The organism is Methylobacterium nodulans ORS 2060 (genome assembly GCF_000022085.1).
Taxonomy (GTDB): domain Bacteria; phylum Pseudomonadota; class Alphaproteobacteria; order Rhizobiales; family Beijerinckiaceae; genus Methylobacterium; species Methylobacterium nodulans.
In genome coordinates this window covers 436380-453910 of the sequence record NC_011892.1, presented here as the reverse complement: position 1 = coordinate 453910, position 17531 = coordinate 436380, and the positions used below count along the sequence as shown (strand labels likewise).

General features: G+C 66.5%; 11 protein-coding genes and 2 pseudogenes. 3 read left to right on the top strand and 10 right to left on the bottom strand.

Annotated elements, in window-relative coordinates; genetic code table 11:
- Positions 1-70 precede the first annotated feature (70 nt).
- Positions 71-2572: a phosphoketolase family protein gene (locus MNOD_RS38330; protein ID WP_015934304.1), complete on the top strand. Its 2502-nt coding sequence runs from the start codon at positions 71-73 to the stop codon at positions 2570-2572.
- A gap of 309 nt (positions 2573-2881) precedes the next feature.
- On the opposite strand, the gene MNOD_RS38325 is transcribed toward MNOD_RS38330, so the two are convergent.
- From MNOD_RS38325 to MNOD_RS38310, 4 genes are all read right to left on the bottom strand, one after another.
- Positions 2882-3094: a hypothetical protein gene (locus tag MNOD_RS38325; protein ID WP_015934303.1), complete on the bottom strand. Its 213-nt coding sequence runs from the start codon at positions 3092-3094 to the stop codon at positions 2882-2884.
- Between the two features lie 945 nt (positions 3095-4039).
- The gene (locus tag MNOD_RS38320) at positions 4040-6208 is read right to left on the bottom strand and encodes an acetate--CoA ligase family protein (RefSeq protein WP_015934302.1); all 2169 of its coding nucleotides are present in this window, start codon (positions 6206-6208) and stop codon (positions 4040-4042) included.
- A 168-nt stretch (positions 6209-6376) separates the two neighbouring features.
- A complete protein-coding gene (gene frc / locus MNOD_RS38315; RefSeq protein ID WP_015934301.1) occupies positions 6377-7654 on the bottom strand; it encodes a formyl-CoA transferase in 1278 nt (425 codons plus the stop codon).
- Positions 7651-8043, bottom strand: coding sequence for a PAS domain S-box protein (locus MNOD_RS38310; RefSeq protein WP_015934300.1), 393 nt, complete (start codon positions 8041-8043; stop codon positions 7651-7653). Before MNOD_RS38310 ends, frc begins: the two co-directional genes overlap by 4 nt.
- A 456-nt stretch (positions 8044-8499) precedes the next feature.
- Here MNOD_RS38310 and MNOD_RS38305 point away from each other — a divergent pair, with 456 nt between their 5' ends.
- Positions 8500-9039: a DUF2243 domain-containing protein gene (locus tag MNOD_RS38305; protein ID WP_012631169.1), complete on the top strand. Its 540-nt coding sequence runs from the start codon at positions 8500-8502 to the stop codon at positions 9037-9039.
- Between the two features lie 121 nt (positions 9040-9160).
- Here the strand turns inward: MNOD_RS38305 and MNOD_RS38300 are convergent, their stop codons facing one another.
- Both MNOD_RS38300 and MNOD_RS47595 read right to left on the bottom strand, forming a co-directional pair.
- Positions 9161-9412, bottom strand: a complete 252-nt coding sequence (locus MNOD_RS38300; protein ID WP_063748609.1) for a hypothetical protein — start codon at positions 9410-9412, stop codon at positions 9161-9163.
- Positions 9413-9775: 363 nt separating this feature from the next.
- A complete protein-coding gene (locus MNOD_RS47595) occupies positions 9776-10171 on the bottom strand; it encodes a hypothetical protein (RefSeq protein WP_043753634.1) in 396 nt (131 codons plus the stop codon).
- A gap of 251 nt (positions 10172-10422) precedes the next feature.
- Between MNOD_RS47595 and MNOD_RS38290 the strand changes: the two are divergent.
- Positions 10423-11013: pseudogene (locus MNOD_RS38290) on the top strand (helix-turn-helix domain-containing protein); the annotation flags it as partial.
- 971 nt (positions 11014-11984) lie between these two features.
- Here MNOD_RS38290 and MNOD_RS38280 read toward each other — a convergent pair.
- From MNOD_RS38280 to repA, 4 genes and pseudogenes are all read right to left on the bottom strand, one after another.
- Positions 11985-12457 (bottom strand): annotated as a pseudogene (locus tag MNOD_RS38280) (IS6 family transposase); the annotation flags it as partial.
- A gap of 143 nt (positions 12458-12600) precedes the next feature.
- Entirely contained in the window at positions 12601-13032 is a 432-nt protein-coding gene (locus MNOD_RS50875; protein WP_198157690.1) for a helix-turn-helix domain-containing protein, read from the bottom strand.
- Between the two features lie 278 nt (positions 13033-13310).
- The gene (gene repB / locus MNOD_RS38275) at positions 13311-14249 is read right to left on the bottom strand and encodes a plasmid partitioning protein RepB (protein ID WP_015934296.1); all 939 of its coding nucleotides are present in this window, start codon (positions 14247-14249) and stop codon (positions 13311-13313) included.
- A 54-nt stretch (positions 14250-14303) separates the two neighbouring features.
- Positions 14304-15515: a plasmid partitioning protein RepA gene (gene repA / locus MNOD_RS38270; RefSeq protein WP_015934295.1), complete on the bottom strand. Its 1212-nt coding sequence runs from the start codon at positions 15513-15515 to the stop codon at positions 14304-14306.
- Positions 15516-17531 lie beyond the last annotated feature (2016 nt).

Below are 17531 nucleotides of genomic sequence, written 5' to 3'. Positions count from 1 at the left end.
AGCCGTCCCGACCATAAAACTTCCGGCTGAGGCCGCGCGACATTTGCCGGCCGGTGTGGTGGAGGACGACATGACAGTCCTGACAGGATCGCCTCGGAACGATGCGCACCCCGCGCAGCCGGATGCGCGCGACGACTTCGTGCCGGGTCCGCTCGGCCCCCAGGAGCTGGTGGGCCTCGATGCCTATTGGCGGGCCGCGAACTACCTGTCGGTCGGTCAGATCTACCTTCTCGACAACCCGCTCCTGCGCGAGCCGCTCGCCCCCGCGCATGTCAAGCCGCGGCTGCTCGGCCATTGGGGCACCACGCCCGGCCTCAACTTCATCTACGCCCACCTGAACCGGGTGATCCGGCGGCGCGACCTCGACATGATCGCGGTCTGGGGGCCGGGCCACGGGGCGCCGGGGCTTGTCGCCAACGCCTATCTCGAAGGAACCTACAGCGAGGTCTACCCCGACGTCGCGCCGGACGCGGAGGGAATGCGCCGGCTCTTCCGCCAGTTCTCGTTCCCGGGCGGGATTCCGAGCCACGCCTCGCCCGAACTGCCCGGCTCGATCCACGAGGGCGGAGAGCTCGGCTACTCGCTCGCCCATGCCTTCGGGGCCGCCCTGGACAATCCGGACCTGATCGTCGCCTGCGTGGTGGGCGACGGCGAGGCCGAGACGGGGGCGCTCGCCGCCTCCTGGCACTCGGCGAAGTTCCTCGACCCGCGGACGGACGGCACTGTCCTGCCGATCCTCCATCTCAACGGCTACAAGATCGCCAATCCGACGATCCTGGCACGCATGCCCGGGGCTGAGCTGACGAGCCTGCTCGTCGGCTACGGCTACGATCCAATCGTCGTCGCCGGCGAGGAGACGGCGCCGATGCATCAGGCGATGGCGGCGGCGCTCGACCGCGCGCTCGACCGCATCGCGCAAATCCGGCGCGAGGCCGGCTGCGAGCGGCCGCGCTGGCCCATGATCGTGCTGCGCAGCCCGAAAGGCTGGACCGGCCCGAAGGTCGTCGGCGGCCTGCCCGTCGAGGGGACGTGGCGCTCGCATCAGGTTCCAGTGGCCGCCATGCGCGACAACCCGGAGCACCTGGCGATCCTCGAGCGCTGGATGCGCTCCTACCATCCCGAGACCCTGTTCGACGCCGCGGGACGTCTTATGCCGGACCTGGCCGCCCTGGCGCCGGCGGGCGAGCGGCGGCTCTCCGCCAACCCGCAGGCGAATGGCGGGCGCCACGCCCAGCCGCTCCGCCGGCCCCCCATCGCCGCTCACGCGGTCGCGGTCGAGGCGCCCGGGGCCGCCACGGCCGAGGCGACGCGGGTGCTCGGCGCCTATCTGCGCGATGTCGTCACCCTCAACGCCGCGAGCCGGAACTTCCGGATCATGGGTCCCGACGAGACCGCCTCGAACCGCCTCGACGCCGTTCTGTCCGTGACGAACCGGGTCTGGCAGGAGGAGATCCTGCCGGGCGACGACCATCTCGCCCGGTCCGGGCGGGTCATGGAGATCTTGAGCGAGCAGCTCTGCGAGGGCTGGCTCGAAGGCTACCTGCTGACCGGCCGCCACGGCCTGTTCGCGAGCTACGAGGCCTTCATCCACGTGGTCGACTCGATGGTGAGCCAGCACGCCAAGTGGCTCAAATCCTCCCGCGCGCTGCCCTGGCGCCGGCCGGTCCCGTCGCTGAACCTCCTGCTGTCCTCCCATGTCTGGCGCCAGGACCACAACGGATTCAGCCATCAGGATCCCGGCTTCATCGACTTCATCGCCAACAAGCGCGGCGACACGGCTCGGGTCTACCTGCCGCCGGACGCCAATTGCCTGCTGTGGGTGATGAATCACTGCCTGGGCACGCATGACCGCATCAACGTGGTCGTGGCCGGCAAGCAGCCCGCGCCCCAATGGCTCGCTCTCGACGCAGCTTTGCGCCATTGCGAGGCGGGCATCGGCGTCTGGGACTGGGCCTCGTCCGAAGGGGAGGGCGAGCCCGACGTGGTGATGGCCTGCGCGGGCGACGTGCCCACGATGGAGACCCTGGCAGCGGTGGACTGGCTGCGCCGGGTCGTTCCCGATCTACGGGTGCGGGTGGTGAACGTCGTCGACCTGATGACGCTGCCCTCGCCCGACCTCCACCCGCACGGGCTCGACGATGCGACCTTCGACGGCCTGTTCACGCGGGACCGCCCGGTGGTGTTCGCCTATCACGGTTATCCCTGGCTGATCCATCGGCTGACCTACCGGCGCACCAACCACGCGAACCTGCATGTGCACGGTTTCATGGAGGAGGGCACGACGACGACGCCCTTCGACATGGCTGTGATGAACCGTCTCGACCGTCACCATCTCGCGATCGCAGCCTTGCGTCGGGTGCCGCGCCTCGGCGCCCGGGCGGACCGCGCCGAGCGCATGCTGCAGGAGCGGCTCGCCGTCCATCGCGCGCATGTCTGTCGGACCGGCGAGGACCTGCCGGAGATCCGGGACTGGCGCTGGCCGCAGCCGGGCATGGTGAAGCCGGACGAGGCGGGCGCCCGCGCAACCATGGGGCGGACCGGGGGGAGCACGAAGCCGGCTGGCAGTCCATGAGCTGACGGATCAGGCGAAGGGCCACGGCGTGTTACCGTTGAGGGCCTTCGCCGCCGGTATCCCGACGCTCAATGAGTCGAGGCTGCGTGAAAACGGCGCTTCGCCTGGACAGCATAGTAGGATGATTCCCAAGATGGCCGGTGCGTAGAAGTGCGCGCAGAAGTGTATGTGCTCTCGCCCTTCGCCATCGTCTCCCGCAAATGTTCGGCGCCGCTGCGGCCAAGCGGATGGTGGAAGCCTGAAGGGCAAGGCTTGAAGTCCTGGACGCCGACGCTGGTGCAGCCTGTGCTCGCCCGCCTCGCCGCCTCCTTAGTGGATGATGGGACGATCGGTGATCACCCAACGGGCGCTCTCGGCGTGGAGGAAGTCCATGATCTCCAGCGACGCGGCGAGCCGCGCGGCAGTCTCAAGAGGCAGCCCTGTCTGCGGGCGTCCGTTCAGCACAACGGGTTTGCCCGTATGTGAAACGTAGACGTCCCAGCCCTTACGCCCCTCACGAATATTGTATACCAACTTCTGCATGGCGCCCCTCCGATTGTCGTTTCTTACCGGCCTGAAGACGCCACTGTCGGCAACAAATGTCAGATCTGAGCGCTCACGCATGAATGGCGTTGCCAATTCGCGGTGTCTGGATGCGAAATCTCCTTAGCGTCATCTTGGACGTAGATCAGGAACGCCGACCGGGTCATCGGGTCGGAGATCAGGTGCGGCACCAGATCCCGCTCTGGCGCCGGCCCGCCACGCCGGTGGTGGTGTGCCAATGCCCGAAGGAGCAGCCGCGATCAGGCGCTGCCCCACCGGCGCCCAGCCCGACCGACGGGTCATCATGGTGGAAGCGGCGGTCTCGTCCAGGAACACGAAGCGAGCCAAGTCCATGAAGCGCTGCCAGACGCGAAAGCGGTGCCGATGGCGCGCGACGTCAGGCCGGTCCTGCTCGGCGGCGCGCAGGACTTGTTGTGTGACGCAGCCCCAGCCGGTTCACGGCCGCAGGAGCGGCGGTGAGCCCGACCACTAAGCCAAGACGGGTCTGCAGTTCCTGCCGGATGCTCGACGCGTGATGGGCCTCGTCTCGGCCAGAAGCGCCCGCAGGATCTGCTCGTGCGCCTCCAACGGCGAGCGGCGATGGCCGCCGCTCTGGCCGGGCTCAACGCTTCCAGTCTCAGCCACACGCGGCATCAGGCGCACCGCACTGGCGGGGCTGACCGCAAACCGCGCGGCGGCACGGCGCGAACTACCCGCCTGCACGCAGGCACGATCCGGCGACGCAGGTCGGCTGAGAGAGAGGCTGCCATCGTGAGTTCTCCCGCTCACCATCAGCTCCTCGGGAGCCAATCACCCGACTCCGCGCAACCCGAATTGGCTCTAGAGCAGGATCCGTTCACGTTGGGACGGATCCTGCTCCAGGTGTTTGATTGTGCCGCATTTTCTGCGACGAACCGGTATCCACTTCGTCGGTCGGAAAATGCTCTAGAGCAGGCCTGCGCCGCGCGCCCACCTGTACTTCGCCCCTAACACCTCGACGGGCAACTCGGTGGAGTAGGGATAGGACGGGATACCGTGGTCATAGAGGTACTGTGAGGCCTCCTCGACCTGCACGTCTCCGGCGAGCGAGGCAACGATCGGCTTCTCTATGCCCTTGGCGCGCATCTCATCGCGGACGTCCACGACATTCTTAGCAAACACCATCGGCGGCGTGATGATGGTGTGCCAGTAGCCCAGAATGAGCGCATGAATGCGCTCGTCCTCAAGCCCGAGGCGGATAGTGTTCTTGTAGGTAACCGGCGGCTCGCCGCCCGTGATGTCGACGGGGTTGCCAGCCGCTCCGAAGGGCGGGATGAATTTCCGAAACGCAGCATCGAGATCCTCGGGCATCGTCATCAGCGACAGGCCGTTGTCGACGACCGCATCGGACAGGAGCACGCCGGAGCCGCCCGCGCCCGTGATGATGACCACGTTCTCGCCTTTCGGGGTCGGCAGCACCGGCACGCCACGGGCGAATTCGAGAAGCTGGCGAAGCGAGCGGGCCCGGATGACGCCGCACTGCTTGAACACGTCCTCGTAGATCTTGTCGTTACCGGCTAGCGCTCCTGTGTGGGAACTCGCCGCCTTCGCACCCGCCGAGGTGCGGCCGGCCTTCAGCACGATAACGGGTTTCTTCTTCGAGACACGACGCGCGACCTCGGCAAAGCTGCGGCCATCCTTCAGATCCTCGCAGTGCTGAGCGATGACTTTGGTCGAGTCGTCCTGCTCGAAGAAGGCGAGCAGGTCGTCCTCGTCGATATCGGACTTGTTACCGAGGCCGACGATCGCCGAGACGCCCATCTTGGTCGAGCGCGAGAAGCCGATGATGGCCATGCCGATGCCGCCGGATTGAGACGACAGTGCCGCCTGGCCCTGCACGTCGAAGGGCGTGCAGAAGGTCGCGCAGAGATTTTTCGCCATGTAGTAGAAGCCGTAGATATTCGGCCCCATTAGGCGGATGTTGTAGCGGCGCCCGATCTCCTGGATCTCCTGCTGACCCGCCTCGTTGCCGGTCTCGGCAAACCCTGACGGGATGAGGACCGCGCCCGCCACACCCTTCTCGCCGCATTCCGTGAGCGCCGCGGCCACGAACTGGGCAGGGATCGCGAAGACGGCTACGTCGATGGGGCCCGGCACGTCCCTCACCGACCTGTAGGCCTTCAGGCCCAGGATCGTGTCGGCCTTTGGGTGAATTGGATAGATCGTGCCCTTATAGCCGCCACTGATGAGGTTCTTCATCACGGAATTGCCGATCTTGCCATCCTCGGCCGAGGCGCCGATCACCGCCACTGTTTCCGGGCGCATGATGCGGTTCATCCCGGCTACGATCTCATCTTGCGACCGCGTCTGAGACTTGGGCTTCTCCGAAAAATCCATGACGATGCGTACGTCCGCGGCAGTCGCACCGCGCGCTGAGGCGAAGACCGGGTTGAGGTCGAGCTCCGAGATCTCGGGAAAGTCTGTAACGAGTTGCGAGACCTTGACAATGACATCGACCAGCGCCGCGCGGTCGACGGGTTCGGAGCCGCGAACGCCTTTCAGCATTTCGGCGGCTTGAATGCCGTCGAGCATCGAAAGGGCGTCCTCACGAGTGGCGGGCGCGAGCCGGAAGGTGATGTCCTTCAGCGCCTCAACCAGTATACCGCCGAGGCCGAAAGCGACGAGCTTGCCGAAGGATCCGTCCGTGACCGCGCCAATGATGACCTCGGTGCCGCCCTTCAGCATCTGCTGAATCTGCACGCCATCAATGCGTGCGTCGGCTTTGTAGCGCTTTGCGTTCGCCAGGATGGTCTTGTAGCCGTCGGCCACGGCCTGCGCGGACGAGACGCCCACGATGACGCCGCCGGCTTCGGTCTTATGCAGGATGTCGGGCGAGACGATCTTGAGGACGACGGGGAAGCCCATTTCCTCCGCAGCCTGCACTGCGGCTTCGGCCGAGGTCGCGACAGCCTCCTTCGGCACCGGAATGCCATAGGCGTCGCAGACGAGGCGACCTTCGGGGGCAGTGAGCGAATCGCGGCTTTCCGCCTTCACACGATCCAAGATAGCGCGGACTTCGGCGTGGCCGTTAGCGTACACGTGCGGTGTCGGGTGCTTCCGAGCTACAAGGGCCATCGTCGTTCCTCCTGTATCGCAATCGTGCCGAGATCTCGGCCTCTTGTTTTGGGCCAAATACCGATACATCTGACGTCCATCACCGCATCATCGTCCAGGCAATGCGGGTCATCTTCCGCACAGGCGGGCGCTCTGAGCAGAGAAATGGTGCCGTTGGTGTTGCTGTTGTTACTCGGCGGCTGCCATCCTTACCACGCCGATCGCGCCGGAGCTGGAAATCTCCACGATTTCCTTGTCCGTGTACTTGAGAACGTCGCGCAGCACCTCGTCGGTGTGCTCGCCGAGCAGCGGCGAACGCTTCACCTCGGTCGGGCTGTCGGAGAGCTTGATCGGGTTGCCGACCGTCAGGTAGGGGCCGCGCACCGGGTGCTCGACCTCCACCACCGTGCCGGTCGCCCGCAGCGAGGGCTCCTCGGCCAGTTCCTTCATGGACAGGATCGGCCCGCACGGGATGTCGTACCGGTTCAGGATCTCCATCGCCTCGAACTTCGTCTTCGTCATCGTCCAGTGTTCGATGCGGTCGAAGATCTGGTTGAGGCGGGGCAGGCGGGCGGCCGGCTTGGCATAGTCCGGGTGCGTCTTCCAGTCCGGCTCGCCGATCACGTCGCAGATCTTCTCCCAGACCGGGGCCTGCGTGATGAAGTACAGGTAGGCGTTGGGGTCGGTCTCCCAGCCCTTGCACTTCAGGATCCGGCCGGGCTGGCCGCCGCCGGAATCGTTGCCGGCCCGCGGCACGGCATCGCCGAACGGAATGCCCTCGCCGTACTGGCTGTACTCCTTGAGCGGCCCATGGGCGAGGCGCTGCTGGTCGCGCAGCTTCACGCGGCAGAGATTGAGCACGCCGTCCTGCATGGCGCAGTCGACCCGCTGGCCGCGGCCGGTCCGGGTGCGCTGGTAGAGGGCCGTGACGATGCCGAGGGCGAGGTGCAGGCCGGTGCCCGAGTCGCCGATCTGCGCGCCGGTCACCAGCGGAAGCCCATCCCGGAAGCCGGTGGTGGAGGCCGCGCCGCCCGCGCATTGCGCCACGTTCTCGTAGACCTTGCACTCCTCGTAGGGCCCCGGGCCGAAGCCCTTCACCGAGGCGACGATCATGCGCGGGTTGAGCGTCTGGATGCGCTCCCAGGTCAGGCCCATGCGGGCGAGCGCGCCGGGCGCGAAGTTCTCGACCAGCACGTCGCAGGCGCGGACGAGATCCTCCAGGACCTCCATGCCCGTCCGGTTCTTGGTATCGAGCGTGATCGAACGCTTGTTCGAGTTCAGCATCGTGAAGTAGAGGCTGTCGGCATCCGGCACGTCCTGCAATTGCGTGCGGGTGATGTCGCCGACGCCCGGGCGTTCGATCTTGATGACGTCGGCCCCGAACCACGCGAGGAGCTGGGTGCAGGTCGGCCCGGACTGGACATGCGTGAAGTCCAGGATTCTCACACCTTCAAGTGCCTTGGTCATCGGGTGCTCTCAGCGCTTAGCGTTGCAGGACGTCCGGTGCAGTTCCGGCCGGTGCCGCCAAGCAGTCCCCATGGCGGCTTAGAGGTGGTGCGGACTTCGAGGGAGATTTGCCGGCGGCCCTTGCAGAGGTCCGGAACCGGCAGGTGCGCGCCCTCACCGTAACGGCTCTCTCGCGTTGTCATCGTGAGGTGAAAGCTCTCCCGGCGGCTGACCCCCGGTCGCTCTAGCGTAACAATGTCGAGTGAGTGCCCGACTACTTCTGCCTCGCTGTAGCCGAAGATTCCTACAGCACCCGGATTCTCGAGGCGGATGATACTGTCCTGACCTGCGGCGACCACGGCATCCGCCGAGGCAATCTGGACGATATCGGTGAAGCGAGAGAACTCCATTTGGTTCTCCAATCGGCTCAGAAGGTGCATACCCTAAGCACCTTTAGCGCTTTGAGCCGGAGGGCGCAAGCTTGGTATGCAGTATGCCTGATTTTGAGCCGCTATGCGGCTGACCCCTTCACCGGGCTTGTCATATTGGGAACCAGCGCGGCATGCGGGCGGGCCCGCATCGCCGTAGCCGGTCGGCATGACCCCGCCTGTTGCTGCTCTTCAGGCCCACCTTGCCTGACGCAGCCACGTCCGAACTCCCACACCGGCACACCACGATACTGCCCAGGCTTGTTCTTCCGGAGCGCCTCGGCGCCGATCCGGCCAGGGCACGTCCCGCCCGACCTGACACATGGTACCCGCTTTCAGAAGCCGTTCTCGAAATCCGCCATTGGGCATCCGGGAACACCCCTGCTGCACCACATGGTGTCAGGAAGGTCAGGTCGTCACCATCGTCGGGAGGGGGCCATGGATGGAAGCGGCAGCCGGCATTCGCGCGGTCCAACCGCGGCGGCCATTCTGTTCGGGCTGGGTCTCGGCGGCTTCTTCGATGGCAGCGTGCGGCACCAGATCCTGCACGGGCCCCACATGCTGACAAGCGCCGGCTACCCGGCCGACAGGGTTGGGAACTTGAAGGCTAACACGCTCGGGGACGGCCTCTTTCACGCCAGCACGTCTCTCGTCACATGGGCCGGCCTGTTCATCCTGTGGCGCGACGCCCGGCAGAACCACATCCGCTGGTCGGGGCTTCTCCTCCCGGGTGGGATCCTGATGGGCTTCGGGATCTTCAACCTCGTGGAGGGCACGGTCGATCATCACCTGCGTGGTCCTCACCAGGTGAACCAGACGGTCCCGCGCGAGACATGGATCTACTGGGATGGAGGCTTCTTGCTCTGGGGCGCTGCGATGCTGATCGGCGGATGGGCTATGCTCAGGCAGGGTCAAGCCAGCACGAGAGCAAAGGCGGCCTCCAAGCCCCTTTGGACTGCAAAGATCACGTCAGACTAGCTACCGCCGCGAAGCGCCGCCGGAGGCCGGTAGGCTGGCCTTCGACTGGCGGCCGGGAAGGCCTGCGCGAAATCTTGCGAACCCTGTCCGGAGGAGTTGCTTCGCGTTCCATAAAGCCGCCTTACGCGCCCCGCAACGCCTCACGCGCGCGAGGGCGAATGATGGTGTCCGGCATCGGGGCCAGCGCCTGGAGCCTGCGCCTCGCCAACCAGTCAGTCACGACTTCCTGCCGATACGCCTCCACCTCTTCACGGATGGCGCAGGAAGCGAGAGTTGTTTGCTGCGCGAGCGCTCGGATCCGCAGCGTGTTCTCGCAGAGGCGGCGGGCCTCTTCGATCGCCCGGTCTGACCGAGCAAACAGGTGGTTGGACATGGGCTCCTCCACACGGGATGGGAGGAATTCACTCATGTTAACACCCCAGAGGTCCGCGGTCCCGACCTTCAGCATCCTCTGTCCCTACCCTGCGTTGCTTTCGGGCGGCAACCCAAGCCACTCTGACTATATGCCACACCGATCTGTCTCGGCCGCAAGTAAGGCAAAGGCTGCGGCACCTGCCCCACTCCCGTGGGAGTGGGGCAGGACCGCCACGCTGGTTCTGCAATGCGGTGGGCCACACGGCCCGCCCTACTGCTGGTACTCTCGGAGGCCCAGTCGACGTGGGCATTTGTAATGGTGGCGTTCGGGCCGGTGCCGACCGTGCCACTTAGACCAAGTTGCGTGCCCGCTCGGCTGCTGTCAGAGTCGACGAAATCGGAATTCGTGGCCGAGAACGTCGTTCGGTCGTCGGCGCCGAAACTGTACCCGAAGGCCGCGGTGCCCGTCCGGGTCGGCCGAGTGGCCATGAAAGATCGGCACGTAGGTGACCAGGTGGAATGTCACCTGATCGCTCGTCTTGTCAGTATTGAAGACGTCTGTCTTGCGGATGACGAAGGCGATCGCGTCGAGACTCCCGTTGTCATCGCTGCCGTATTTGCCGATCACGGTATCGGCGCCATCCGCAACGAGCAGGATGCTTTTGCCATCGACGGTATCGAGCCCGCTGTCATCCGTTGCCGGATCGCCGGTGAGCGCGCCACCGGCCCCGTCGGTGAAGTTGATGCCAGTTAGCTGGGCGCCGGCCGACGCGGTCACGGTAACTGAGTTCGTCTGAGTCGCGGCAAAGATGCTGGTCGGGAATGTGCTGCTCAGCCCGAGCGTCGTCTCGAGGTAGCTCCGGAATGTCGCCGGCAGGGATGAGTATGCGACATCGGTATCTATGAAACTGCAGTAGTCAGGACTTGATCTGACGGACGGTGTCGCGAAGCTGAGGCGCGAGCCGAGGCCGGGCGCGCAGTGGTCGGGGTGCGCAGCGCCCGGCCTCGGCGTTCGAGAGGACACCGGCCCTGACGAAGGAGCGGAAGGTCATCCGGGCCAAGGTCGGCCTGCTGGAGCTGGCCAAGCAGCTCGGCAACGTCAGCCAAGCCTGCAAGCTGATGGGCTACTCGCGCGACAGCTTCTGCCGCTTCCGCGAGCTCTACGCGACCGGCGGCGAGGTGGCGCTGCAGGACCTGCGCCGGCGCAAGCCGCTCCTGAAGAACCGCCCCGCGCCGGAGGCGCTGATCGTCGAGCTCGCGCTGGAGCAGCCGGCCTTCGGGCGCGTGCGCGGGGTCTGGCAGCGCCATGATCTGGAAACGATGAAGAAGCGGCTCAGGGCGCTCAAGGCCAAGGTCGCCCAGGACGGGCTGGTCCTCACCGAGAGCCAACTGGCCGCCCTGGAGAAGGCCGAGACGGAGACCCACGGCGAGTTCGAGAGCGCGTGCCCGGGCGATTGCGGAGCGCAGGACACCTTCTACGCTGGCACGATGAAGGGGGGCGGGCGCAGCTATCAGCAGACCTTCCTCGACACCGACACCAAGGTGGCCGTTGCCCAGCTCTCCGACCGCAAGACGGCCCTGACCGCGGCCGACCTGCTCAATGATCGCGTGCTGCCGTTCTTACCGTGACGCCACCACCCGCAAGCGTGGGGCGGCGACCTGGCCGATCGGCGTGACGATCCCGGACGGGCGGCAGGTCTGGCTCCTGCGCGAGGACCTGGCCCAGGGTTGCACTCATGTCGCGACCGACCCGGAGTGGCACGCCCAGGCCATCGAGCGGCTCGTCTTCGGCGCCTGCCTCAACTGGCCCTGGTCATCCAGGACCCTGCCGCGCCGTTCTTGTGCTCCCGCCGCACCGCGCTGGCCGCCCCCTTCGGGCGCGACGCCGAGATCGCGGCCGTCGACCTCGCCGATCTGCTCACCCCGCCGCTCCGGATCACCGTCACGGCGATCGATGCGGCCCTGGCCGATCGCGGGGTTTCTGCACCGGCCCGGGCGCTCAACACCGCTCTCGCCCCGATCATCGCCATGCTCGGCCGCTGCTCCGACAGAGACCCCCCTCCCCTACTACTGGGGCCTGCTCCAGCCAGAGACCCTCAAGCATCTCTGGAGGGCGCTGCGCGGCTTGGTGCGATCGCGTCAGTCGCGCTGACGGGCACGTGCGAGACACCGGAGTTCGTGCCGGTCTCGAGGCGTGCCGCCTGTGCGTTCAGGTGCGTGACGCCGGCCGTAGCCCTGAGACCTTTCTGGAGTCGACCCTGAAGGACTGCCGGTTTGGTTTGGTCATCCAGCCCTTCGATCCCTGCTCCACTGCCGGGGATCCTGCCTCGGAGACATCCTCGTGAGCGGCTGTATCGCTCCGTCTCCCGTCCGGCGACAGGGCAAGCAGGTCAGACCGCGGCTGAACGCGACCATCCTGTCAGAACGCGATTCGCCGGACTTCCTGATGAGCCGTGGAACGGCTATGCGTACGCGATCGCTGCGCCGCTTCACAGCTACGTGGGGGGACGAGGAACAAGCGGGGCTTCGCGCGCGAGGGGCGTGTCGCAAACTCGGAGACAAGCCGCAGAAGGGGCTTTGCTGCCCCGCTTTCACGTTTTGTTCGCGATAGGAAGCCCAAAGCAGGAGGCCAGCAGCTGGTTCTGCTCGCGCATGGTCCATGCTCCGGCGAACCCGATGCCCTTGCGCAGCCACAACATCGCCTCGAAGCCCTGGATCGTGCGCTGCGCCGTGTTGAATGAGCGGAAGCCCCCGACCCGCGGCATCGGCGTTTTCACCCGGAAATGGTCGCTTTCGATCCCATGCTGCAGGGGCTTGGTCACGGAGTGCGTGGGCGCGCGGGGCAGCAGGCCCTCCTCATGGCTATCGGCGAGGGCCGGCGGGTCGAGACCAGCCCCGTCCGTGCCAATCCGGTCGGGGGCAAGCAGTGGCTCGGCCGAGAGCATCTTGCGGCAGAAGCGCTTGGCGGCGTCCAGGTCGCGGTGGGCGGTGAGGAGGAAGTCGACCGGCTCGCCGGGCTTGTCGATGGCCCAGCCAGGGAGCGCCACTGACCCCGGATCCGGATAAGCGCCTGCTGCTCCTGGTCGCGTACGGCGCGCCGTGTCGGGGCAGGCCGCCCCACCTGTCTCTCGGCCGTGCGATGCGCAAGCACTTCAGACGCATGCACGGGCACGCACGGTCAACCGCGATCAGCTTCGCGATGTTGCATTAGAGACGGGAGATCCGATCGCGGGCGAGTGGTGCGGTACGATGCCGACGACGCGCTTTGTCCGCGAGGTCTTCGTTCTCCTCCGCAGGTGACCAAGGGCGTCCGGTCAGGCCCGAACGTCTGCTCGATCTCCCCTCCCCTCCTCTGCCGCGCCGCACCGATCGCTGCCCGTTCGGGTTATCACGGCGAAGGACCAGTCCTGCCTGAACCAGGATCTGGGGATGCCGGCGCAGCGTCGCCTCGGACAGGCCGCGGCGCGCAGCGTCGGCTCTGCGCGCGACGCAAAACAGGTCAGATCGGGGCCGGGGATCAGTGGTATGTCCGGCAGGCAGGTCAGCAGGGCGTTCCGCACTGATAGGCGCGGTCGGTGAGCCCGAACTTGCCCCAGGCTTCTGTTGCTCACAGCAGCACCGTCCCCTGATGCGCGTCATGTCTGAAGGACTGGCCCGCCTTGCGCGGTGGGCGGCCACGGCGGCACGCGTATCGTTCGCCGTCTGAAGGGCGTCGGGTGGGTACGCCTGGTGCATCGTCGGTGCCGTCACGCGAGCAAAGCACATCCGCGCCGGATCGGCGTCCGACACTCGACGGCGACGGGCGGAAAATGTGCTCCCCCAGGTCGCCAATCACGAGAAAGGCTTCCAGGACGATCGATCTGGGGGCATTTGACCGATGCGTCGGCGCGGTGGCGAGGGACGATGCACGCCGCCGGTCAGCGCGCTTTCTCCTTCTTGAACGCGTCGTAGAGCTGTCCGAGCTGCGCCGCGAGATAGGCGCCAAACTCGCCGGCGTCGGCCGACGACAGCGAGAGGCTGAAGGTCTTTCCGGATTTGCGGAAGCGGGCCTGGATGCCCTCCCCGCTCCACCGTTCCGGCTCCGCCGGTTTGCGAGCGGCCCTCCGGCCGGATTTCACCTGAGCGCACAGATGAGTGAACCGCTCGGCCCCCTCTTTGCTCAGAAACACGTCGGACTGAATGACCTCCGCCGCAAGCGCCGCCTTCGCGGGATGCGCGAGCAGCTTTTTGAGCTCCTCCCACCGATCACGGCCGACCGTCCGTGCGGCGCCGATGGCCTCAAGGACGGGAGGCGGGATCGTCTCCACCACAGACAGCATGCGTGAGAGCAGCGTATCATCGAGGGTCAGCGCCGATTTGATGGTGGCCTTGGACTGCCCCATCGCGAGGAGCTTTTGGGCGAAGAGCGCCTTCTCGATGAAGGAGAGGTTCGCGCGCGCCGTGTTCTCCTGCCCCTGGGCCAGGATATGCGCGATCTCTTCGAGCTGCCGGACGACCGCCTTCACCGGCCGGCCGAGCTCCCGGGCGGCGCGCAGCCGTCGGTGCCCGAACACCACCATGTATCGACCGTTCTCGATGGGGCGCACCAGGATCGGGGTCGCCTGGCCATGGGCCTCGATCGCCGCTTTCAGCTGTGCGAACTCCACTTCGTCATCCGTCAGGCGGTCGGAGACGAAGGACGCGTCGATCAGGGATGGATCGAGGCTGACGATAACCTCGCCGTCGATCATCCGCTTGGCATTCTCCGCCATCTCATCGATCGACATCCGCATCGATCGGGACGCACCGCGCCGGGCATAATCGGTGCGCGGCTCGCTCGGCGTGTCGAGGACATTGGCTAGCAGGTTCTTGCGCACGCTAGGCTCCTAACGCGTTGTGAGAGCGATGGAAAATTCCATTCTGCACGGCTGTCAAACCCGGCGCCCCCAGGTCTGATGGATGAGGCTGGTAATCTCCTCGTTGACCGCATTCATGGACTCAAGGGCGCGGTCATAGGTGGAGCGGATCATCTGTCCCCGCTCCACCTCGTAGAGCGACTGGTTGGTGATGCCGGCGTCCGAGATGGCCGTGGACTTGAGCATCTGGTTTTTGAGCATCTGCTTGGGGAACAGGACATGCATGAAGCCGACCATCTGGGCCTGGGGGCCGTCGGTCGGCTCGTAGCGGGTGACGAGATACCGGAACCATTTCAGGTTCACTGCGGCGCCCGCATCGGTGATCGATTTGAGGATGCCACCCAGCATCAGGAGAAACTGCGCCATCGACATCACGTCCAGCATCTGCGGATGGATGGTGATGATGACCGAGGTCGACGCTGTCAGGGCGGTCAAGGTCAGGTAACCGAGCTGGGGCGGGCAGTCGATTACGACCACGTCATAGCGCTCATCGACCTCCTTGAGAGCATTGGTGATCCGCGTGAAAAACAGCTTGCCCTCGGGGTTGTTGTTCGATGCCTCGAGCGGGGTGTCGTACTCGTACTCTTGGAGTTCCAGATTGGCAGGAATAACGTCGAGCCCAGGAAAGTTGGTGGGCTGGATCACCTCGCTGATGGGTTTGCGCGCCGTGTCATATCGCAGCGCGTCGTAGATCGAGGGCACCTTGTCCAGCTCGGGCTGGATCCCGTGCAGGGCGGAGAGCGAGGCCTGCGGATCCAGGTCGATTGCCAAAACGCGATGCCCGGTCAGCGCAAGATGCTGGGCCAAGTGCGCGGCGGTCGTGGTTTTGCCGGAGCCGCCCTTGAAGTTGATGACGGAGACGACCTGGATCTTCTCGCCGGGGCGGCGATGCGGGACGTATTGCTTGACCTCGGCGCGGCCGTGGCGATCGAGATAGTGGCGCAGTTCCAACATTTGCGCGGCGGTGTAGGAGCGCCGACCGGACGGCGAGGTCGCGGGGGTCGGCCCCTTGCCCTCAAGGTGGAGTTTCTTGACGTTGGATTGCGTGACACCGAGAAAGTAGGCGACCTCGGCGAGCGAGAACGGCCGCAGCCCCTTCATGGCATTGGGCGGATAATGCTCCAGACGGAGCATGTTCAGCTTGTCCGAGATCAGTTCTCCCTGCTGGAGGATGGTCTCGTGGAAGCTGAAGGCCTCCCCGTCCCTGGCTGGCACCGACATGTCCATGCTGGCAATCCCGAATAACGCTTTTTGGGATCATTCCCGATTCCAAGCGGGAATTATGCCCGATTGCCAAGCTTGAGCAATTCGTTTTCCGTTAACAGACTCTTACCTCCGCGGGCGCTCCCGCGAGCGCGCCAGGTTCGTCCCTTACGCTCTGGCAAATCAGCAGTTTTTGCCCATCTGCACGGCTGTCAAAGTGCCGCCTACGACCCGTGGTGGCGCGCCGGCCCCTGCCCTGTGACACGCAATCAGTGACAGCGCCTCGCGCGTCGGCCATCCGGCGTGAGAAGCACACCATCCGGTGCCACATCGGCCGGATGGCGATTGTGGGCAAGGGATCGCGCCGGCGATCCCCTCGGGACGGAACGCGGCTGCGCGGCCCCGCGGTGGACCCAACCCGTCCCTCACGCCTGCGGACGTCCTGGATCAAAGCGGGTCCGAGGTGCGTGCTGCGCGCGGCCGGCGCGGCGCGTCACGCCGAAGGGGACGTCCATCGCCGGTGCGACCGGGCCGCCGCACTCCTGACCCGCGGTCGACATGTCTCTGAGGCAGGGGCGCGTGCCGGGACCGCAGCCCCGGCCGCGTGATCGCGCCGGGAGCGGCACCGGCATCGGCTCCTCGCCAGTGCCCCTGGTGCGCCCTCGCCGTCCCGGCGCTCCGGTTGGCGACGGCGCGACCCGGCAACATCCCGCTGCCGGCCGGAGGTCCGATCGGCACGGAACGAGCAACGGCTCCTGGGGGGAGCCTTGCACGCGGAACCGTGGCCTCGGCCGCTGTCTGATCCGCGACACTCATCATGGTCGACGCCTTTGCTGAAGCCGAGACAGGACCACGTCGCCGGCCCTCGAGCAGCTCCGCCCGTCGAGATCCGCCGCTCACGCAAGCAGGTCAGCAGGCCCCATGCGTGAGGACCAGCCCCGCTCGGGAGTCAATCGTACGGGCGGGATGCAGCCGGATGGGAGCCTATCCGCGTAGTCGGGACGTGGATCCCTATCCTGCGCAATGGGCCACGGCCACCGGTCGGCGACCGCGCAGGACAAGCGATCACTCCCGACCTCGCGCGCTTCGGCGCGAGCGGCCAGCGCAGGTCGATCTCGGGTGTTCGCGATCCGCCGGGCGCGCCCGAAGTCGAAGCTACTCGCCTCGACGCACGACACTGCCTCCCAGCTTTGGGCATCGAACGCCGATAGAGCGCGCAGCCCCCCGCCGCACGCGCGCGGGGGTCGCCAATGTGGGAGCCGCGTCGGCCCGGGCGCGTTGCGCCCCCGTCCATTGGGCCCGGACGGACCCAGACATAGCGGCAGACGCCGCCGGAGAGGACGCCGGATGAGGCTCGTCGCAGGCCCCGTCCTCAGCCCGTATCGCCTCCGCCGCGGTCTGCCTCATCTCCACCGTGAGCCACAGCAGGTCGCAGGTCGGCCAGGAGCACCCGGCCCGCATCGCCGAACAGCGCGCGGGTGACGGCACCATCGGTCTCGGTGCAGGCCGCGCGCCTGATAAAGCGGACGGGCTTGTCCGCCGTGGGCACGTGGTCGGACAGGAGCAGCGCGCGAACGCTGCGGGGTGACAGGCTGGGTCCGCCGCCTGCGCCCGTCCAAGCGGCTTCCGGCCGGGCAGGATCGTGCATGATGGCGAGGGAGGTGAGGCTGATCCAAGGTTGGCGCGCTGGCCCGGGACGTCCGGGCCGGGGCAGGGGAGACGGTGACACACCACGGGCGCGGCTTACCTGGGCGCAGTATTGCTCCAAGGCTCCGGGCCACCGCGGGCGGCCCGTGCCCGTACTCGGTCAAAGCCGCGAAGACCTCGGCCGCGGCGGCCGAAGGCTGCGACGGCCCGCACCACCGCCCGGCCTTGGCCCAGCGCACAAGCGCGGCGAGGTGGCGTCCGCCAGCCGGGTCCCCGTTGCGGTCCGCTCCGGCCGCAACCACACCAAGGGCCTGCAGGTGCCCCTCGGCCGCGGTGCTTCCGGTCGAGCCTTCGCCTCGTCTGTCCGGACGGAACGGCCGACGGTCTCGGGAA